Below are 19,593 nucleotides of genomic sequence, written 5' to 3'. Positions count from 1 at the left end.
CAGCCGACCACTGCCCACCCACCCGGTCAGAAAGTCGGCAATTGGGGGCGCTTCTTGACGTAACCACCCGCGTCGACGCGCATCTGCATGCCGGTGACCCAGCGGGATTCCTCGGAAATCAGAAAGAGCACCGCGTCGGCGATATCCTCCGGCTCGACGTAGGGGTTACCCATGCCGGTGGTCGCGGGGAAGGAAACCAAGGCGTCCTCGCGCGTCGGATTCTCCAGATCGGGCCGGAACGAGCGGTACATCAGCTCGTTGTTGAGCATGTCGGTATTGACGTTCGTCGGGTGCACCGCATTCGCCCTGATCCGCCGGGATGCGAGCACAGTCGCGAGATCGTGGATGAAGGCGGCGACGGTGCGCTTGGCGAAGGAGTAACCGAGACCCCCGGGACCGTTGGCCGGGTTGTCGACGCTCGCGGGAATCAGTGCCGCGATCGATCCGGTCGCGACGATCGAGGCACCGGCCTGCAGATGCGGCAGGGCGGCCTCGACGGCATGGACCACGCCGTTGAAGTCGACGGTGATGGCATCGATGAAGGCGAGCGCACTGTCCTGCGGCCCCAACGGGGCGATCCCGGCTTGTGCGACCACGCCGTCGAGCCGACCGAACTTGGCCACGCCCTCGGCCACCGCCGCCTTCAGCGCGGCGGGGTCGCGCACGTCGGCCTTGCGGGCGACGATGCGTCGCCCGAGCTTGTCCACCAGGCGGGCGGTTTCATCGAGATCGTCCTGACTCGCCAATGCGTAGCCGTTGGTGGCGATGTTCTCGCACAGATCCACGGCGATGATGTCGGCGCCCTCTTCCGCCAACCGCAGCGCGTGTGCGCGCCCCTGGCCGCGGGCGGCTCCGGTAATGAAGACGACTTTGTCCTGTACTCGACCCATCGTGGGTTTTCCTTCCATCGGCTCTCGCAGCGCGGCGGGACTCCTCGAATGCGGGCGCGGATCTACTCCGGCGCTGCCGTGGACACGGCGCGGCCGCACGTTCCCGGCGAGCTGGTGCCATGAGCATAGTGAGTTCAGCCGGAAATGGGTAGACTGAATATCGACTGATTAGTTGACAAAGGCACAGTTTCCGCTGAGTGAGAAGTAATCAGGTGTACACAATAAACTGAGTGATATAGAGTTTGTGGGCCAGCACACAGCTGGCTTTCGGCTCTGCACTGCGTGTGCGAGGGCGGAGCAGGCCCCCTGCGGGAGGCGGTTCCCCCGGCGCGCCGCGATCTGGACGAGGGAGCACAACGATGCCATTGCAGCCATGGATGAAGCTGCTGTCGACCGATGACCACCTGATCGAGCCCCCGCGGCTGTGGGTGGACCGGTTGCCCGCGAAGTACCGGGAGGCCGGTCCGCGGATCGTGGAGCAGGCTCGGGAGGGCAGCGCCGCACCCGCGGAGGTGTGGACCTATGAGGGTCGCGTCTATCCGTACATCGGCCTGAATGCCGTCGCGGGTAAGAAGCCCGAGGAGTTCGGCACCGAGCCGACCCGCTACGACGAAATGATTCCGGGCTGCTACGACCCGAAGGCCCGGCTGCGCGATATGGACCTCGACGGGGTCTGGGGCGCGCTGTGCTTCCCGTCGTTCCCGCGCTTCGCGGGCACGGTATTCCTCGAGGGCCAGGACAAGGAACTCGCGCTGCTGTGTGTACGGGCGTGGAACGACTTCGTGCTCGACGAGTGGTGCACGGCCGGTCCGGCCGACCGCCTCATCCCGCTGAGCATTCTGCCGCTGTGGGACGTGCAGGCGTGCGTCGCGGAGATCCACCGAGTGGCCGCCAAGGGCTCGAAGGCGATCTCTTTCCCGGAGAATCCGGCGCCATTGGGATTGCCGTCGTTCTACAGCGATCACTGGGATCCGATGTTCTCCGCGCTCGAGGAGACCGATATGCCGCTGTGCCTGCACTTCGGCACCTCGGGCAAACCGCCGAAGACCTCCGAGGAGGCCCCGTTCGCGGTGACCATCTCACTGTTCGGCTGCAACTCCATGTTCGCCACCGCCGACCTGTTGTTCTCGCCGGTGTTCCACCGGCACCCCAAGCTGAAGGTCGGTTTGTCCGAAGGCGGCATCGGCTGGATGCCGTACATGTTGGAGCGGATGGACGGAACGTGGGAGCGGCACCGCTTCTACCAGAACATCAATCAGGATGTGCGGCCGTCGGACCTGTTCAAGAAGCATTTCCACGGCTGCTTCATCGACGACCGGTTCGGCATCGAGGTGCGCCACCACATCGGCGTCGAGCGCATCACCTGGGAATGCGACTACCCGCACTCCGACTCGTACTGGCCCAAGAGCCGTGCCTACGCGGCCGAAGTGCTCGCCGACGTACCGGACGACGAAGTGCACCAGATGGTCGAACTGAACACCCGTCGGCTCTATAACCTTCCGGCATGAGCGAGCGCAGCGAACGAACAATAGGAACAGCATGAGTCGCAAGCCCGAGTCGGAACGCTCCGACTGGACGGAACTGGACCTGCTGACCCGCGAGGAGGCCTACGGCCGCCTGCAGGAGGAGATCGGCGAGGTGGAGGCGCGGCTGCCCGAACTCGGTGCGGCCGACGCCGCCGAGCGTGAGCTGCTCGAATCCCGGCTGCGCGCGCTGCGCGAGGCCGCCGCCGACCTGCTCGGCTCCTGACCGGCCAGGTCGGTCAGGTACGCGGAAAGCATTGCACAACAAAGGAACTGAGGTTGGTATGGGGCGTGTAGAGGGCAAAGTCGCACTCATCACCGGAGCTGGGCGCGGCCAGGGTCGCTCGCATGCGGTGCGGCTGGCGGAAGAGGGGGCCGCCGTCGTGATCACCGATGTCTGCCAGGAGATCAGCCAGGCGCTGCCCTATCCGCTGGCGACGAAGGAACAGCTGGAGGAGACCGCGAAACTGGTCGAGGCGGTCGGCGGCCGGTGCGTCACCCTCCAGGCCGATGTGCGCTCGCTCAGCGATATGCGCGCCGCGGTCGACGCGGCGACGGACGAATTCGGTCACCTCGACACGATTGTCGCCAATGCCGGAGTGATGAGTGCCGGTCGCGCCTGGGAATTGTCCGAGGAGGAGTGGGACGTCACCATGGACGTCAACCTCAAAGGCGTGTGGAATACCGTGCGTGCCGCGGTGCCCGGCATGATCGCCGCCGATGCGGGCGGATCGATCATCATCACAAGCTCGGCCGCGGGTATCCGGGGCCATGTGCCCTACGCACATTACGTGGCGAGCAAGCACGGTGTGGTCGGCCTGATGAAGGCGCTGTCCAATGAACTCGCCAAGCACCGGATCCGGGTGAACACCGTGCATCCCACCGGCGTCAGCGACACCGGCATCACGGTGGGCGTGCCGATGGAGGAGCTGAAGGAACGCGAGCCGCTGTTCGCGCTGGCCGCGATGAATACGCTGCACACGCACGTCGAGCCGCGGGATATCTCGAATGCCGTGCTGTTCCTCGCTTCCGACGAAGCGCGGTACGTGACGGGACTTCAGTTCACCGTCGACGCGGGGTCGACCACGAAGCCGTGAGCGAGCGAACAATAGACACAGCCACGTTCGTTGTCATGACGGAGCCGAGCGGCAGCGAGACGCGGTTATGAGCGCGCTCCCGACGATCGGATTCCTGGGGGCGGGCCGTATCGGTGAACCGATGGCGCAGCACTTGCTCACGGCTGGTCACCGGGTCCGCCTGTATACCCGGCGCGCGGAGGTCGGCGACCGGCTCGCCGGAGCCGGAGCCGAACTCGTCGACCGGGTTCGTGATATCGCGGACGCCGACGTCGTCGTCAGCTGTCTGTTCAGCGATGCCCAGGTGCTCGAGGTACTGCCCGAAGTCGTGGCAGCCATGCGCGCGGACGCGATTCTGATATCGCACACCACTGGGACGCCGACCACGCTGAGTCGCCTCGACGAGTTCGCACCTACCGGCAAGGCCGCGATCGTGGACGGACCGTTCAGCGGCACAGCGGATTCGGCGCGTGCCGGACGGCTCGTGGTCTACCTCGGCGGCGAGCCCGAACATGTGGCGACGGCACGTCAGGTGGTGCGCGCCTATGCCGAGCCTGTCATCACGACGGGCCCGCGCGGTACGGCGATGCTGGTGAAGCTGCTCAACAATCTGCTGTTCGCGACGATCTCGCAGGTGACATTGCGTGGTCTCGCGGCCGGTCGATCGGTGGGTATCGAGGACAGCGCCTTGCTCGAAGCCCTCGCGGTCAGCGCCGGTGGCAGCAATGCGGGGCGTCATATCGCCGCCGTCGGCAGTCCTGATCAGTATGCCGAAACCGTCAGCCCTTTCCTGCGCAAGGATCTGGTGGCCTGCCGGCAGATCGCGGCTGAAATGGGCGTCGACCTCTCGGAACTACTGGCCATCGCCTACGCCGGGCCGATGAATCTCGGCGAAATCTCTACTCTCGAGAACGGAGTTGTTCGATGAAGATCACGATCGACAGTTCGCTGTGTTCCGGACACGCTCGGTGCGCGGCCGCGGCACCGGAGTTGTTCGAACTCGATGACGACGGTTACGCCCTGCCTTTCGCAGGTGAGGTGCCCGCGGATCTCGAGGATGCCGCACGCGAGGGCGAGATGGCCTGTCCGGAGCGCGCCATCACCATCGAATGACACCGTTCCCATCTCAGCGCCCCGTCGAGAACCTGCCGCAGGTCTCTGGACGGGGCGCTCGTGCTCGACTGTCGGCCCCTAGGCGTTGTTGAGGTACGCGAGTACCGCCAGCACCCGGCGATGTCCGCTATCTGTCGTCGGCAGGCCGAGCTTCTGGAAGACATTGCCGATGTGCTTGCTCACCGCACGTTCGGTGACGACGAGTGTTTCGGCGATGGTCGCGTTGTCGTGCCCGGCCGCCATCAATTCCAGCACCTCGCGCTCGCGCGGAGTCAGCGAGTCCAGGGGCGAATTCCGGCGGCGGGTGAGCAGTTGGCTCACCACCTCCGGATCGAGTGCGGTACCGCCGGCCGCGACCCGGTCCAGTGCCTCCAGGAATTCGTCGACGCGCCCCACCCGATCCTTGAGCAGATAGCCGACCCCGCTGGCCCCGCCGCCGAGCAATTCGGCGGCATAGGACTCCTCGACGTACTGCGAGAGCACGAGCACCGGCAATCCGGGCAGTTCCTTGCGCGCGGCCAGCGCGGCCCGCAGCCCCTCGTCCCGGAAGGCCGGTGGCAGCCGGACATCGAGTACGGCGATATCCGGGCGGTGGGTGAGCAATGCGGGCAGAATCTCCGGCCCACTGCCCGCCACGGCCACGACCTCGTGTCCGGCCGAGGTCAGCAACAGGACGAGCCCTTCCCGTAGCAGGGCATTGTCCTCGGCCATCACCACGCGCACGGCAATTCCACCTCGATTTCGGTAGGGCCCCCGACAGGGCTTGTCACAGTAAAGGTTCCGTCGAGCGCGGCGACCCGACGCTGCATTCCGAGCACACCGGACCCCGCCGCGTGGGAACCGTTGCCCCGCAACATATCCTCGACTCCGCCCCGGCCCTCGTCACGCACCGATACGCGTAAACCGTTGTGTATCCGCATTATTCGGACCGCGGCCCGTTCGGATCCGCTGTGTTTGGCCACATTGGTCAATGCCTCCGCGACGACGAAATATGCCGCCGCCTCCACCGCCGCCGGGGCGCGCGGCCCCTGCGACACCTCGTCCACGTCCACTGTGACGTCGAGACCGCTGTCGGTCGCGAGTGCCAGGATGGCTCCGGCGAGGCCGCGGTCGGTGAGGATCGGCGGGTGGATCACCCGCACGATGTGACGCAGTTCGGTCAGCGCTTCCTCGGTCAGTTGCTGCGCCTCGTCGAGCAGCTTGCGCGCGTTCGCGGGATCGCGGTCCATCGCGCGTTTCGCCAGACCGATCCGCATGGACAGCGATACCAACCGCGCCTGCGTGCCGTCGTGCAGATCGCGTTCGATCCGGCGCAGTTCGGCGCCGTGTGCGGCGACCGCACTGGACCGGGTCTGCGTCAGCTCGTCGACCCGGGCCGCGAGCCATGCCTTGGGCGGGGGTCGCAACAGCGACCGCGACCAGTTGGCGTCCAGATCGGCCAGTCGACCGATCAGCGGGAGTACCAACGCTTTTCGGCCGAGCAGACCGCACCACACCCCGTCGACGGGCAAGCCGATCAGCCACAGCGGTATCGCCAGATAGGCCAGGGCGCCGTAGAAGTAGTAGGCCAGCATCCAGCGCAGGTCGGCGAGCGTCGTCGGGTCGTGCACGACCGCGCGCAGGCTCTGCCGTAGCGGGCCGCCGATCGGCGAATACACCTCGGGGACGGTGCGGCCCGTCCAAGCCGCCACCTGGCGCCGCTTACTGCCCGCGAACTGGCGCACCAGCTGTACCGTCACCGGCACCATCCCGATACCGATCAGCGACAGCGCACCGGCCAACGTCAGCAACAGCATCGAGATGAACAGGTACGAGCCGAAGGCCAGCGCCGCGGCGTTGGCCAGCTGCGCGGTTGCCCGCGCCGCATATCGCACCGTTTTCCGCATGTGACCAGGCTATGCGACGCGATGCCCGCTGACGGTGTAGCGCGGTACCGCCGAGAGGTGTAGCCAGGTACACCCCGACTTCGGGACCGCACTCCCTCGTTGCGGCGAGCGGCAGCCGGAATCGTTGACGCCAGACGTTAACCGATCTCGAAGGAATCGCCATGAAGTCCGTACAGACGCTGCTTTCCGCGAAGCCCACCCTCTGGTTCCTGTTCCTGTTCAACCTCGCCATCGCGCTGGCGGTCGGCTTCGAACCGGTAGCCGACAGCCTCGGCCTCGAAGGTGTCCAGCAGATATTCACCAGCGTCGGCATGGGTCTGGTCTCGCTGGGTGCGGGCGCCGCCCTGCTGCGCAGGCGCCTGCAGCTCGTCTGATCCGAACCACGAGACCTACGAAAGAGAGTCAGCCATGCATGTTCCCGAGAGCGTACTGGTAGTCGGCGCCTCGGCGGCCGGCCTGTCCACGGCGGAAGCCTTGCTGCGCAACGGATATCAGGGCAGCATCACCATCCTCGGCGCCGAACCCGAACTCCCCTACGACCGGCCGCCGCTGTCCAAGCAGATTCTGGCCGGCGCCTGGGAACCCGAGAAGGCGCAACTGCGCCCCACCACTCATCTGGCCGCGATGCCGATGGACCTGGTCCTCGGCGAGACCGCGGTCGCCCTCGACCCGGTGAACCACATCGTGCACGCCGAATCCGGACTGTCCGTACAGGCCGACGCCGTCGTGATCGCCACCGGAGTGCGTGCCCGCACCCTGCCCGGCGCGGACGCCCTGGCCGGTGTACACGTGCTGCGCACCCTCGAAGACGCAGTCGCCCTGCGCGTGGACCTGCTGCGCGCCACTCGGCTCGTGGTGGTCGGCGAAGGTGTGCTCGGCTCCGAAATCGCCGCCACCGCAAGGACTATGGGCCTGGACGTCACCGTGGTCGGCCCACTGTTGGCGCCGATGGCCGGACAACTCGGCCCGGTGATCGCGCCCCTGCTCGGCGATCTGCACACCGAACGCGGGGTGCGGTTGCGGCTCGGCACCGGAGTCAGCGGGTTCATCCACGACGGCGCCCGGGTCGGTGGCGTACGGCTGGACACCGGCGAGGAACTGCCCGCCGATGTCGTGGTGGTCGCGGTCGGCGCGGTCCCGGCGACCGATTGGCTGACCGACAGCGGACTGACGCTGGACAACGGCGTGGTGTGCGACTCCTATTGCCGTGCGGCCCAAGGCGTTTACGCCGCAGGTGATGTCGCCCGCTGGCATGACGACCACGTGGGCGGCTTGGTCCGGATGGAGAACCGCACCAACGCCACCGAACAGGCCGCCGTGGTCGCCGCCAATCTGCTCGGCGCCGAACAGCGCTACACCCCGGTCCCCTACTTCTGGACCGATCAGTTCGACACCAAGATCCAGGTCCACGGCACCCTCCCGACCGGAGCGGACGTGCAGATCGTGGACGGTTCCACCGACGCGCGCAGATTCGTCGCCCGCTACACCCTCGACGGCCGAGTCACCGGCGTCGTCGGCTGGAACATGCCCAAACAGACCCGCCTGCGCAGGCAGGAAATCATCGACGCCCGGTCGGTCGCGACCAGTCGGCACTGACAGCGAGGAGCATCCCATGAAAGTCACCATCGACGAAGACAAGTGCGTCGCCTGCGGGCAGTGCGTAGCCGTCGCCCCCGATGTCTTCGACCAGCGCGACGAGGACGGGATCGTCATCCTGCTCGACGCGAACCCGCCCGATGACCAGGCCGCCGACGTCCGGGAGGCCGCCGCGGTCTGCCCGGCACTCGTCATCACCATCCAGGAATAGCCGTCCGCGAAAGGAAAACCCATGTCCGAGTCCATAATTGCCGCGGACCTGCCCGAATTCCCGATGGCGCGGACCGCTGGCTGCCCGTTCGGGCCGCCACAGCGGCAGCGCGAACTGCAGGCCGCGAAACCGCTGTCCCGGGTGCGGATCTGGGACGGGAGCACACACTGGTTCGTCACCGGCCACGCCGAACAGCGGGTGGTCCTGTCCGACCCGCGGTTCAGCGCCGACGAGCGTCGTCCCGGCTTCCCCCATCAGAACCAGGGCATGGCCGAAACCGTCGACCATCGCCCGCTGACCATCTTCAATTCCGACGCCCCGGAACACAGCCGGTTCCGCAGGCTGATGACCTTCCCGTTCACCGTCAAACGGGTCGAGGCGCTGCGTCCGGCGATCCAGCAGATCACCGATGATCTGATCGACGATATGTTGGCGGGCCCGAACCCGACCGATCTGGTCACCGCGCTCGCGCTGCCCCTGCCGTCGCTGATGATCTGCGAATTGCTCGGCGTCCCTTATGAAGACAAGGAGTTCTTCCACCGGCACGCGGGCGTCGCCGTCGACCGCAATGCCACGCCGGAAGAGAATGCGCGCTCGGCGACGGAAATTTTGGAATACCTCGCCGCGCTCATCACCGCACGCATGGATTCCCCCGGCGAAGGCTGGATCTCCGAGCTCGCCGAGCGGGTCGCGGCCGGGGAGGTCACCGTGCACGAGGCCGCGCAGATGGGCGTCGTACTGCTCATCGCCGGACACGACACCAGCGCGAATATGATCGCCCTCGGCACCCTGGCGCTGCTGCAGAATCCGGAGCAGCTGGCGGTATTCCGCGACAGCGACGATCCGAAGGTCATCGCGGGCGGCGTCGAGGAGATGCTGCGCTATCTGTCCATCGCCCAGCACGGTTTGCGTCGAATCGCGGTGGCAGACATCGAAGTCGGCGGCGAGGTCATCCGCGCAGGCGACGGCATCGTCGTGCCGCTGCCGGTAGCCAATTGGGATCCGGATGTCTTCCCCGAACCCGAATCGCTCGACCTGCACCGACAGGCGCGCCAACATCACGCCTTCGGGTTCGGCATCCACCAGTGCGTCGGGCAGCAGTTGGCCCGGGTGGAACTGCAGGTCGTCTACGGCACGCTCTACCGCCGCATCCCCACCCTGCGACTGGCCGCCACCTTCGACGACATCGAATTCAAAGAAGACCACTTCGCCCACGGCGTCCACGCACTACCGGTCACCTGGTAGCGCACGAAAGGCATTGATCACCATGACAAATGAACTCACCGGCAAGGTTGCCATCGTCACCGGCGGCGCATCGGGAATCGGGCGCACGACCGTCGACAAATTCGTCGAAGAGGGCGCCCGCGTCGTCATCGCCGATATCAACTCCGAACAGGGTGCCGCCGTGGCCGCAGAGTACGGGCCGGAGGTGCTGTTCAAGCAGACCGACGTCGCGGATTCCGCGCAGCTCGAAGAGCTGATCGCCGACACCGTGGCGCAATTCGGCGGACTGCACATCATGCTGAACAACGCGGGCGTTCCGACTGCTATGTACCCGCACTTCCTCGACGATCCGCTCGACGAATTCCACCGTGTGATGGCGGTCGACCTGCTCGGCGTCATGCTCGGCACCCAGCACGCGGCCCGGCATATGGCCGCCAACGGCGGCGGCTCGATCATCAATACCACCTCCATCGGCGGCATCCGAGCGGGCGCGGGCGAGGCGACCTATCGCGCGGCGAAGGCCGGAGTCATCCACTTCACCAAATGCGCCGCCATCGACCTCGCCGGTTATGGAATCAGGGTGAATTGCATTGCGCCGGGGGCGATTCCGACCCCGATCATGGGCAGCACACTCGCCCATCTCGTCGGCGGCGAGGATATGACCCAGCAGTTGCGCGAGGCCATCAAGACCATCCGGCCGCTGCGACGGGACGGCTCGGCCACCGATATCGCCGAGGCCACCGTCTTCCTCGCCGGTGATCGGTCCGGCTATATCACCGGCACGGTATTGCCGGTCGACGGCGGCATCGTCGCGGGTCATGCGATGAATGCTCTGGCCGACATCGTGGAAACCCGCGCCGACGCCCGCACGGCGTGACCGCTTCGACAGGGGGTGGCACGGTGGTGCCACCCCCTGTGCGATGCAGTTCAGCCAGCGGTCATATCGAGCACGATCTTTCCGGTGGTGCGGCGTTCGGCCACGTCGGTCAACGCGGTGGCGATATCGGTGAGTGGATGGACGTGGGAGACGAGTGGACGCATCCCGTCGCGCACCATCGCGGCGAGCGCGCGATCACCCTCTGCCACAGCATCTTTGGCGTACTGCCGCAACATCCGAATCTCGAAACCCCGCACGGTCGCTTCTTTGAGCAGTACGAGATTCAGCGGAATGCTGGGAATCTTCCCGTCGGCGTAACCGACCGTGACGAACCGGCCACCGCGCCGCAGTCCGCGCAGGGCGGCCTCCGAGTAGTCACCGCCGACCGGATCGATCACCAGATGGACACCTTCGCCGCCGGTCACTTCGCGCAACCGCTTCTTCAGATCCTCACGGACATAATCGATTCCGGCCTCGGCACCGAGTTTGCGCGCGACCACGAGCCGATCCTCGCTCGACGCGGCCGCGACGATATGCAACCCCAGCCGGGTGCCGACATCGACCGTGGCCGAGCCGACCCCGCCCGCGGCGCCGAGCACGACCGCCCACTCCCCCGCTTTTCCCTCGCCGATGGTGACCAGCGAGTGGTAAGCGGTGGCGTAGGTGACGTGGAATGCGGCGGCGTGGACCATATCGAGACCGTCCGGAATCGGGCGCAAACCCGCGGCGGGCACCACGATCTGTTCGGCGAACGCACCGGTGAACGCGGCTCCGGCCACCGGCGAACCCACCGGCGGACCCGTCACACCTGGCCCCAAAGCCGTTATGACACCGGCGAATTCACTGCCGGGTGTGAAAGGCAGCGGTGCCGATACCTGATATTTGTTCGCGATGACCAGCACATCCGGGTAGTTGACCGCGGCGGCATGCACCCGGATCAAGACTTCGCCGGGACCGGGCTGGGGATCGTCGAGCTCGACGACCGAGAGTCCGCCGGGCGCACCGTATTCGGTGCAGCGCGCCGCCCTCATCGGGTCCGCCCAACCGACGGCATCGCCGGATCGCGTGGCAGGCCGAGCACCTGTTCGGCGATGGTATTGCGTTGGATCTCCGCGGTTCCCGCACCGATCGTCGAGGCCCGGGTGCGCAGAAAGCCCCACACCCAGCGGCCACGCTGCACGGCGTGCGGATCGCGCCGACCGAGCACACCGTAGGCGCCGAGCATATCGACGGCGAATTCGTGCAGGTCCTGTTCGAAGGTCACGATGAACAACCGCGATGTGGACGACGCGGGCCCGGGCTCCCCCTTGGCCATGATGTCGGCGATCGTGCGCATGCCCGTCAGCCGCATGATCGATACCCGGATCTCGAAGTCCGCCAATCGATCACGCACCAGGGGGTCCGCGGTCGCCCCGCGCTCGTGCGCCAGCTCGATCAGCTCGTCGAGTACCCGGCGATACATCGCCGCCTGGTTCATCGCCCCGGCCGCGCGCTCATGGCCCAGGCTGGTGCGCACCAGCGGCCACCCGCCGTTCTCCGTGCCGATCCGGTTGGCGACCGGCACCCGCACATCACTGAAGAAGATCTCGCAGAAATGCGCGTCTCCGGTCAGGTCTCGCAGCGGCCGCACACTCACGCCGGGCGCATGCGCATCGATCAGCAGATAGCTGATCCCCTCCTGCCGCGAGCCCGGCGGACCGGTGCGGACCAGGGTGAAGATGATGTCGGCGATATCGGCCGCGCTGTTCCACACCTTCTGCCCGTTGACCACATATGCCGCGTCGGGATCATCGGGGCCGCCGCCCTCGAGCCGCGCCGAGGTGCGCAGCGCGGGCAGATCCGATCCGGCGCCCGGCTCGGAATAGCCCTGCGCCCAAACCATGTCGCCGCGCAACATCGGAGCCAGGAAGCGCTGCTTCTGCTCGGCCGTGCCGTATTTGATGATCGTCGGTGCGGCGATGCCGAGCCCGGTCCCCAGCGGACCCGGGACCCGGGCCCGCGCGTACTCCTCCTGATAGATCACCTGACGGCCGAAGCTCAGGCCCATCCCACCGTATTCCCGCGGCCAGCTCGGACCGGCGTATCCGGCGTCGAAAAGCGTTGCCAGCCACGCCTTCTGCCAGGCCGGCCGCGCGGCCGGATCCTTGGGCCGACGGCCGGGATGATGGTCGGTCAGGAACGCCCGCAGGCGTGCACGGAACTCCTCATCGGTCTCGACCTGCTCCTCGGTGAACGTGAGAGTCACCTGGCTCCTCCATGGTTGCGATCGATGCGGCGGTCAGCGCGGGGCCATGCGGATGGCGCCGTCGAGCCGGATGGTCTGGCCGTTGAGGTAGGGGTTCTCCAGCATCTCGACGGCGAGACGGGCGTAGTCGTCGCCCTCACCGAGACGCTTGGGATGCGGCACGGTGGCGGCCAGGCTTTCGCGGATGTCCTGGCGCAGCCGGGCGAGCATCGGGGTGTCCATAATGCCCGGCGCGATGGTGTTCACCCGAATCTGCCAGCTGGCCAGATCCCGGGCCCCGACCAAGGTGATACCGTGCACGCCCGCCTTGGAGGCGGTGTAGGAGGTCTGCCCGATCTGGCCGTCGAATGCGGCGACCGATGCGGTGAGAACGATGGAACCGCGGTCGCCGTCGACGATTTCGTTCGCCGCCATGCGGGCGGCGGCCAGGCGCAGCACGTTGTAGGTGCCGATCAGATTGATCCGCACGACCTCGGCGAAGGTCGCCAAGTCACCAGGGGTGCGGTCGCGGTCGATGATCCGGACCCGGTCGCCGCCGCGGCCGGCGCAGTGCACGACGAAACGCAACGGACCGCTCTTTTCGGCGGCATCGAGGGCGGCGGAGATCTCGGCCTCGTCGGTCACGTCCGCGCGAACGAACTGTGCCGCGTCGCCGAGTTCGGCGACGGCCTTGGCGCCCTGCTCCTCGGAGATGTCGGCGAGGACGACGCGCCCGCCACGGTCGATGATCCGACGCGCGGTGGCCAGACCGAGCCCGGAGGCGCCGCCGGTGACCAGTGCCGAGGAACCGTCGATGTGCATACCAAACTCCTTATAAGCCAAGGGATTTACTGATGATGGTCTTCATGACCTCGCTGGTGCCGCCGTAGATGCGGCTCACCCGCGCGTCGGCGTAGAGCCGGGCGATCGGAGATTCGAGGATGTAGCCGTAGCCGCCGTGCAATTGCAGGCAGCGGTCGACCACACGGCCCTGCATCTCGGTGCAGAACAGCTTGGTCTTGGCCGCGTCGACGGGACTCAACTCGCCGGCGACCAATGCCGTGATGGCCGCGTCGAGCATGGTCTGGGCGGCCTCGACCTCGGCGGCGATGGCCGCGAGTTCGAATTTGGTGTTCTGGAAGTGCGCGACCGGTTTACCGAATACGGTCCGGTCCCGGACGTAGGTGATGGTCATCTCGAGCGCGGCCCTGGCCTGCGCGACCGCGCCGACCGAGATGGCCAGCCGCTCCTGCGCCAGATTGCGGCCGAGGTAGGAGAATGCCTCACCTTCCGCGCCGAGCAGATTGGCGACGGGGACGCGCACATCGGCGAAGGACAGCTCGACGGTGTCCTGCACGGTGAGACCGAGTTTGTCGAGTTTGCGTCCGACGGTGAAGCCCGGCATACCCTTCTGCACCACCAGCAGGGAAAGGCCTGCGCGGCGATTGTCCGGATCGGTGCTGGTCCGTGCGACGACGATGACCAGGTCGGCGTGGTAGCCACCGGTGATGAAGGTCTTGGCTCCGTTGAGTACGTAGTGGTCGCCGTCGCGAACCGCCTTGGTCGCGACACCCGCCAGATCCGAACCGGTACCCGGTTCGCTCATGGCGATCGCGGTGTAGAGCTCCCCCGAGGCCAGTCCGGGGAACCAGCGGGACCGCTGGGCGTCGTCGGCCAAGCCCAGGAAGTACGGGACGACGATGTCGAGGTGGGTGCGCAGGCCACCGAGCGTCACGCCCGCCCGCGCGCACTCCTCCTGGAGCACCACGTTGTAGCGGTAGTCGTCCTGACCCCCGCCGCCGTATTCCTCCGCAATGGCGGTGCCGATGATGCCGAGTTTGCCCAGCGAGGTGAACAGTTCACGGGGCACCAGGCCCGCGTCGCGCCACTGCTCGTACTCCGGGACCACCTCGCGGGCGAGGTAGTCGCGGACCAGAAGACGGAAGTCCTCATGGTCCTGGGTGAACAGCGTCCGGCGCATCCGGTTACCTCCTCGTAGCGAGCGCGTCGCCATAGCCGCCAAGGGCCGCCGCGACGAATTCAGTATACGCATTCATTCGGAAAATTAGCCAAATTAAGTATACTGTTCTGAATCGAACGGCCCGAGAGCGGCGCCGATCGACGGCCAGTGCGAAGGAGAAGATGTGTCGGACGAAGTGCTTGTGGAGCGCCGTGGCGCGGTCCAGGTCATAACGATCAATCGCCCGACGGCGAAGAACGCGCTCAATGCCGGCGTCGCGGCCGGGGTGGCCGCCGCGGTCGACGAGCTCGACCAGTCGGACGAGTTATGGGCGGGCGTGCTCACCGGCGCCGGGGGGACATTCTCGTCCGGTATGGATTTGAAGGCGTGGCTGCGCGGTGAGAGTCCCGCGATCGAGGGCCGCGGCCTGTGCGGGATCACGATGACGCCGCCGCGCAAACCGCTGATCGCCGCGGTCGAGGGTTGGGCCGTCGCCGGCGGCTTCGAACTGCTGCTGGCCTGCGATCTCGTGGTCGCGGCCCGCACCGCGCGCGTCGGGGTGCCCGAGGTGAAGCGGTCGCTGGTCGCGCGTGGCGGTGCCGCGCTGCTGCTGCCGCGGCGGGTGCCGTTCGCGATCGCATTGGAGTTGCTGCTGACCGGTGATCCGATCAGCGCCGAGCGGGCGGCCGAGGTCGGCCTGGTCAACCGGCTCACCGAGGACGGCGGCGCGCTCGAGGGCGCATTGGCGCTCGCCGAAACGATTACGGCGAACGGACCTTTGGCCGTCGCGGCGACCAAAGAGATCGCCCGTTCCAGTGCCGACTGGACCCTGGAGGAGGGCTGGGCCAAGCAGGTCGACATCGCACAGCCGGTGTTCTCCTCCGCCGACGCCGTCGAAGGTGCCACCGCCTTTGCGGAAAAGAGGGCACCGATCTGGAAAGGTCGCTGATGTCCGGCGGACCGCTGGCGGGCTGCCGGGTCGTCGAGCTCGGCGGCATCGGCCCCGGTCCCTTCGCCGGGATGTTCCTCGCCGATCTCGGGGCCGAGGTCGTCCGGGTGGATCGGCCGGAACGCGCCGATGAGCCGGACGCGAGCGGCCCGACCAATGTGACCGATCGCGGGAAGCGGTCGGTGGTGCTCGATCTCAAGCACCCGTCGGGTCCGGCCGCACTGCTCGACCTGATCGAGCGTGCCGACGTATTGATCGAAGGATTTCGTCCCGGCGTCACCGAACGTCTCGGTATCGGGCCGCACGAATGCCTGGCTCGCAACCCCCGGCTGGTGTACGGCCGGATGACCGGTTGGGGTCAGGACGGCCCGCTGGCCGCCGCGGCCGGGCACGATATCGGTTATATCGCCCTCACGGGGGCGCTGAGTGCGATCGGGTCCGCGGGCGGACCACCGCAGATCCCACTCAATCTGGTCGGCGATTTCGGAGGCGGCGGTTGCTATCTGGTGATCGGGGTGCTTGCCGCGCTGTACGCCGTCGAGCGGACCGGCCGCGGCCAGGTAGTCGACGCGGCCATCGTGGACGGCACCGCGCATCTGCTCGCGAGCACCTTCGCCAAACTCGCGCGTGGTGCGTGGACCGACGAGCGTGGGGTCAATCAATTGGACGGCGGTTGGCCGTTCTATTCCGTCTACGAGACCAAAGACGGTCGGCACATGGCGGTCGGTGCGCTGGAGGCAAAGTTCTACCGGCAGCTGATCGAGCTGCTCGACCTCGACATCGACCCGGAACAACAGCACGACCGATCGACCTGGCCGAAGCTGCGAATTATGTTGGCCGAACGATTCGCCGAGCGCACCCGCGACGAATGGGCTCAGTTGTTCGAAGGGACCGACGCCTGCGTCGCTCCTATCCTCGGCCTCACCGAGGCGGCAGCCCATCCGCATCTGGCCGCACGCGGCAGTGTTGTCACCCGAGACGGTGTGGTCCAACCCGCTGCGGCACCGCGGTTTTCGGCCACCCCGGCGCGACTCGGCGCGACCGCGCCGGCCATCGGCGCCGACACCCGCGCGGTATTCCAGGATTGGGGTATCGGCAGCGGCGACGAACTCGTGCACAGCGGTGCCGCCAGGCAGGCGAGCCAAGAGGCAACCAACACCAGACCGGGTCGCCACCGTGCCGACCCGCAGGACTGAGGAGGTCCATATGAGAGACGCCGTCATCGTTGATGCGGTCCGCACCCCGATCGGTAAGCGCAACGGCACGCTCGGGCCGGTACACGCGGCCGATCTGTCCGCGAAGGTGCTCAATGCGCTGGTGGAGCGCAACGGGATCGATCCCGCCACCGTGGACGATGTGGTCTGGGGCTGTGTCACTCAGATCGGCGACCAGTCGAGCAATATCGGCCGGTTCGCGGTTCTCGCGGCCGGATGGCCGGAACATGTGCCCGGAGTGACGATCAACCGCGCCTGCGGCTCCAGCCAGCAGGCCGTCGACTCCGCGGCGCACGCCGTCATGGCCGGGCAATACGACCTGGTGGTCGCCGGTGGTGTGGAAACGATGACCCGCGTTCCGCTCGGGTCGCACCGGACCACAGGGCAGCCGTACGGACCCGCCGTGCTGGCCCGCTATGACAACTTCGACTTCAACCAGGGCATCAGCGCCGAGTTGATGGTCGAACGGTGGGGCTTCACCCGCACCCAGCTCGACGAGTTCGCGGCGAGCTCGCACGCCAAGGCGGCCGCGGCGATCGACGAAGGCGTCTTCGACGACCACATCGTGCCGATCGAGGTCGACGGGACCAAGTTCACCGTGGACGAAGGACTGCGCCGTGGCACCACCGCAGAGAAGCTGGCCGGGCTGAAACCGTCGTTCAAACCCGACGGCGCGATCCACGCGGGCAATTCGTCCCAGATCGCCGACGGTGCGGCCGCACTGCTCATTACGACCACCGAACGGGCACGCGAACTCGGTCTGACACCGATCGCGCGCTATCACTCCGGTGCGGTGAGCGGCGCGGACCCGATCCTGATGCTGACCGGGCCGATCCCGGCGACGGAGAAGGTGCTGCGCAAGGCCGGACTGTCCATCGACGATATCGGTGCGTTCGAGGTCAACGAGGCGTTCGCGCCGGTGCCGCTGGCCTGGCTCGCCGAAACCGGTGCCGACGCCAAACGGCTCAACCCGCTCGGCGGTGCGATCGGTGTCGGCCACCCGCTCGGTGGCTCGGGTGCCATCCTGATGACGCGGCTGCTCGCGCAGCTGCGGCGCGAGAACCTGCAGTACGGACTGCAGACCATGTGCGAGGGCGGCGGCACCGCCAACGCGACCATTATCGAACTGCTCCGCTGAAATTCGAGGTATCCCACATCATGTCCGCCCCGGATCGCCCGCTACCGCAACCGACACTCGCGAGCGCCGAGTTCTGGCGATCCGGTGCCGACGGCGTCCTCAGGATTTCGCACTGCGCCGACTGCGGGCGGTTCTTCCATCCACCGATGCCGGTGTGCCCGTCCTGTCGCGGGCGGGCGGTGTCGCTCGCGCCGACCTCCGGGAAGGCGGTGGTCGTCGGGTTCAGCGTGAACCACCAGACGTGGTTGCCGAAGTTCCCGCCGCCGTACGTAGTAGCGGTGGTCGCGCTCGCCGAGGACGATCGGGCGCGGCTGACCACCAATATCGTCGGTTGCGAGCCGGACGAAGTGCACATCGGAATGCGGGTGCGGGCGCGTTTCGAACAGGTCGATGATCTGTACCTTCCCCTGTTCGAACCGGACGCAGAAACCGAAGCGGCCGAAGGGCCGGGGCCGTTACCCGAGCCGCGCGAGGTCCGAAATGCGCTGCGGCCCATGGCTTCCCCACGCAAGTACGAGGACAAGGTCGCACTCACCGGGGTCGGGCAGTCGCAAGTGGGCCGACGACTCATGGTCGACCCGATCTCACTGACCGTCGACGCCTGCCTGGCCGCGGTGGCGGACGCCGGACTCGACCTGAGCGAGATCGACGGGCTGTCCACCTATCCGGGAGCGGTCCCCGGCGGTATGAGCGAAGGCGGCATCACGGCCCTCACCGAGGCGCTGCAGCTGACTCCGACCTGGGTCAACGGTGCGCGCGAGGTACCGGGGCAGATCGGCTCGATCACCGCCGCCATGCTCGCGGTCGCGGCCGGGCTGTGTCGGCATGTGCTGTGCTTCCGCACGGTCTGGGAGGCGTCGCACAGCGCGCTGCTGCGGTCTGGTGAGTGGCATCCAGACGGTGGCCGTGCGAGCGGAATGATGGAGTTTCGAGCGCCCTTCGGTGCCATGTCGGCTGCCCAGTGGATCGGCTGCAACGCCTCGCACTACCTGCACCGCTACGGCGTCGGGCGCGAAGCGCTCGGTGCCATCGCGGTCACCGCACGCGCGGGCGCGGTGCGCAACCCGGAGGCCCTCTACCGCGACCCGCTGACCATCGACGACTACTTCGATGCCCGCATGGTGACCACCCCCTTCGGTCTCTACGACTGCGATATCCCGTGCGACGGCGCCATCGCGGTGGTGGTCTCGGCCATCGAGACCACCGATGACCGCCCGCACCCACCAGTGCTGGTCGAGGCCGTCGGCACCGCGATCCTGGAGCGGCTCAGCTGGGACCAGGACACCCTGACCCACACCCCGCAGTCCCGCGGCCCGTCGGCCCACCTCTGGACCCGCACCGACCTCACCCCCGCCGACGTAGACGTCGCCCTCCTCTACGACGGCTTCACCTTCAACGCCCTGTCCTGGATCGAGGGTCTCGGCTTCTGCGGCCCCGGCGAGGCAACCGATTTCATCGCGGGCGGCAAAACCATCGCCCTCGACGGCCCCCTCCCCCTCAACCCCCACGGCGGACAACTCTCGGCCGGCCGCCTCCATGGCTACGGGTTCGTCCGCGAGGCAATGCTGCAACTGCGCGGCGCCGCCCATGGCCGTCAGGTCGATGACGCGCGAGTTGCGGTGGTAACCGCAGGAGGCGGTGTCCCTTCCGGGGCGATGCTGCTGAAACGGGCATAGTCGACGAATTGGCGGCCGTCAGCACCGTCGTTGGTC

At 67.2% G+C, this 19,593-nt stretch carries 21 protein-coding genes; 14 read left to right on the top strand and 7 right to left on the bottom strand.

Annotated features, from left to right (window positions below; all coding sequences use genetic code 11):
• Nucleotides 1-26 precede the first annotated feature (26 nt).
• A complete protein-coding gene (locus ON44_RS44225) occupies nucleotides 27-890 on the bottom strand; it encodes a mycofactocin-coupled SDR family oxidoreductase (protein WP_040701360.1) in 864 nt (287 codons plus the stop codon).
• Nucleotides 891-1,249: 359 nt separating this feature from the next.
• On the opposite strand from ON44_RS44225, the gene ON44_RS44220 reads away from it, so the two are divergent.
• The 5 genes from ON44_RS44220 to ON44_RS44200 all read left to right on the top strand — a co-directional run bounded on the left by ON44_RS44220 (nucleotide 1,250) and on the right by ON44_RS44200 (nucleotide 4,602).
• Entirely contained in the window at nucleotides 1,250-2,398 is a 1,149-nt protein-coding gene (locus ON44_RS44220; RefSeq protein ID WP_085998739.1) for an amidohydrolase family protein, read from the top strand.
• Nucleotides 2,399-2,429: 31 nt separating this feature from the next.
• On the top strand, nucleotides 2,430-2,639 hold the full coding sequence (locus tag ON44_RS44215) for a hypothetical protein (protein ID WP_040701292.1): 210 nt from the start codon (nucleotides 2,430-2,432) through the stop codon (nucleotides 2,637-2,639).
• A gap of 58 nt (nucleotides 2,640-2,697) precedes the next feature.
• Nucleotides 2,698-3,510, top strand: coding sequence for a mycofactocin-coupled SDR family oxidoreductase (locus ON44_RS44210; RefSeq protein WP_040701291.1), 813 nt, complete (start codon nucleotides 2,698-2,700; stop codon nucleotides 3,508-3,510).
• Nucleotides 3,511-3,577: 67 nt separating this feature from the next.
• Entirely contained in the window at nucleotides 3,578-4,417 is an 840-nt protein-coding gene (locus ON44_RS44205; protein WP_040701290.1) for an NAD(P)-dependent oxidoreductase, read from the top strand.
• Entirely contained in the window at nucleotides 4,414-4,602 is a 189-nt protein-coding gene (locus ON44_RS44200) for a ferredoxin (RefSeq protein ID WP_040701289.1), read from the top strand. Before ON44_RS44205 ends, ON44_RS44200 begins: the two co-directional genes overlap by 4 nt.
• 78 nt (nucleotides 4,603-4,680) lie before the next feature.
• On the opposite strand, the gene ON44_RS44195 is transcribed toward ON44_RS44200, so the two are convergent.
• Nucleotides 4,681-5,325, bottom strand: a complete 645-nt coding sequence (locus ON44_RS44195) for a LuxR C-terminal-related transcriptional regulator (protein ID WP_040701288.1) — start codon at nucleotides 5,323-5,325, stop codon at nucleotides 4,681-4,683.
• A complete protein-coding gene (locus tag ON44_RS44190) occupies nucleotides 5,313-6,488 on the bottom strand; it encodes a sensor histidine kinase (protein ID WP_040701287.1) in 1,176 nt (391 codons plus the stop codon). Before ON44_RS44190 ends, ON44_RS44195 begins: the two co-directional genes overlap by 13 nt.
• Before the next feature lie 161 nt (nucleotides 6,489-6,649).
• Here ON44_RS44190 and ON44_RS44185 point away from each other — a divergent pair, with 161 nt between their 5' ends.
• Genes ON44_RS44185 through ON44_RS44165 form a run of 5 tightly spaced genes read left to right on the top strand, consistent with a single transcriptional unit; the run spans nucleotide 6,650 to nucleotide 10,396 of the window.
• Nucleotides 6,650-6,862, top strand: coding sequence for a hypothetical protein (locus ON44_RS44185; protein ID WP_040701286.1), 213 nt, complete (start codon nucleotides 6,650-6,652; stop codon nucleotides 6,860-6,862).
• 34 nt (nucleotides 6,863-6,896) lie between these two features.
• A complete protein-coding gene (locus tag ON44_RS44180) occupies nucleotides 6,897-8,084 on the top strand; it encodes an NAD(P)/FAD-dependent oxidoreductase (protein WP_040701285.1) in 1,188 nt (395 codons plus the stop codon).
• Nucleotides 8,085-8,100: 16 nt separating this feature from the next.
• Nucleotides 8,101-8,295, top strand: a complete 195-nt coding sequence (locus ON44_RS44175) for a ferredoxin (protein ID WP_040701284.1) — start codon at nucleotides 8,101-8,103, stop codon at nucleotides 8,293-8,295.
• Between the two features lie 21 nt (nucleotides 8,296-8,316).
• Nucleotides 8,317-9,540 carry a cytochrome P450 gene (locus ON44_RS44170; RefSeq protein WP_040701283.1) on the top strand — a complete coding sequence of 408 codons (1,224 nt, stop codon included), beginning with the start codon at nucleotides 8,317-8,319 and terminating at the stop codon, nucleotides 9,538-9,540.
• A 22-nt stretch (nucleotides 9,541-9,562) separates the two neighbouring features.
• Nucleotides 9,563-10,396, top strand: a complete 834-nt coding sequence (locus ON44_RS44165; RefSeq protein WP_040701282.1) for an SDR family NAD(P)-dependent oxidoreductase — start codon at nucleotides 9,563-9,565, stop codon at nucleotides 10,394-10,396.
• Nucleotides 10,397-10,446: 50 nt separating this feature from the next.
• Here ON44_RS44165 and ON44_RS44160 read toward each other — a convergent pair whose 3' ends face one another.
• Genes ON44_RS44160 through ON44_RS44145 form a run of 4 tightly spaced genes read right to left on the bottom strand, consistent with a single transcriptional unit; the run spans nucleotide 10,447 to nucleotide 14,601 of the window.
• Entirely contained in the window at nucleotides 10,447-11,427 is a 981-nt protein-coding gene (locus ON44_RS44160; RefSeq protein WP_040701281.1) for an NADPH:quinone oxidoreductase family protein, read from the bottom strand.
• Complete coding sequence (locus ON44_RS44155; RefSeq protein WP_051183375.1) at nucleotides 11,424-12,641, bottom strand: acyl-CoA dehydrogenase family protein; 1,218 nt, start codon at nucleotides 12,639-12,641, stop codon at nucleotides 11,424-11,426. The genes ON44_RS44160 and ON44_RS44155 overlap by 4 nt, the downstream gene beginning before the upstream one ends.
• A 33-nt stretch (nucleotides 12,642-12,674) precedes the next feature.
• Entirely contained in the window at nucleotides 12,675-13,442 is a 768-nt protein-coding gene (locus ON44_RS44150) for an SDR family NAD(P)-dependent oxidoreductase (protein ID WP_040701280.1), read from the bottom strand.
• A gap of 10 nt (nucleotides 13,443-13,452) precedes the next feature.
• On the bottom strand, nucleotides 13,453-14,601 hold the full coding sequence (locus ON44_RS44145; protein ID WP_040701279.1) for an acyl-CoA dehydrogenase family protein: 1,149 nt from the start codon (nucleotides 14,599-14,601) through the stop codon (nucleotides 13,453-13,455).
• Between the two features lie 163 nt (nucleotides 14,602-14,764).
• Between ON44_RS44145 and ON44_RS44140 the strand changes: the two genes are divergently transcribed.
• The 4 genes from ON44_RS44140 to ON44_RS44125 are packed head-to-tail and all read left to right on the top strand — an operon-like array spanning nucleotide 14,765 to nucleotide 19,557.
• Complete coding sequence (locus ON44_RS44140; RefSeq protein WP_040701278.1) at nucleotides 14,765-15,529, top strand: crotonase/enoyl-CoA hydratase family protein; 765 nt, start codon at nucleotides 14,765-14,767, stop codon at nucleotides 15,527-15,529.
• On the top strand, nucleotides 15,529-16,725 hold the full coding sequence (locus ON44_RS44135; RefSeq protein ID WP_051183374.1) for a CaiB/BaiF CoA transferase family protein: 1,197 nt from the start codon (nucleotides 15,529-15,531) through the stop codon (nucleotides 16,723-16,725). The genes ON44_RS44140 and ON44_RS44135 overlap by 1 nt, the downstream gene beginning before the upstream one ends.
• Before the next feature lie 10 nt (nucleotides 16,726-16,735).
• Nucleotides 16,736-17,881, top strand: a complete 1,146-nt coding sequence (locus ON44_RS44130; RefSeq protein WP_040701277.1) for a thiolase family protein — start codon at nucleotides 16,736-16,738, stop codon at nucleotides 17,879-17,881.
• A gap of 20 nt (nucleotides 17,882-17,901) precedes the next feature.
• A complete protein-coding gene (locus ON44_RS44125) occupies nucleotides 17,902-19,557 on the top strand; it encodes a thiolase C-terminal domain-containing protein (RefSeq protein ID WP_040701276.1) in 1,656 nt (551 codons plus the stop codon).
• Nucleotides 19,558-19,593 lie beyond the last annotated feature (36 nt).

Source organism: Nocardia vinacea NBRC 16497 (assembly GCF_000308835.1).
GTDB lineage: Bacteria > Actinomycetota > Actinomycetes > Mycobacteriales > Mycobacteriaceae > Nocardia > Nocardia vinacea.
Note: the sequence above shows the minus strand (reverse complement) of the source record. Positions and strands in the feature narration are given on the sequence as shown.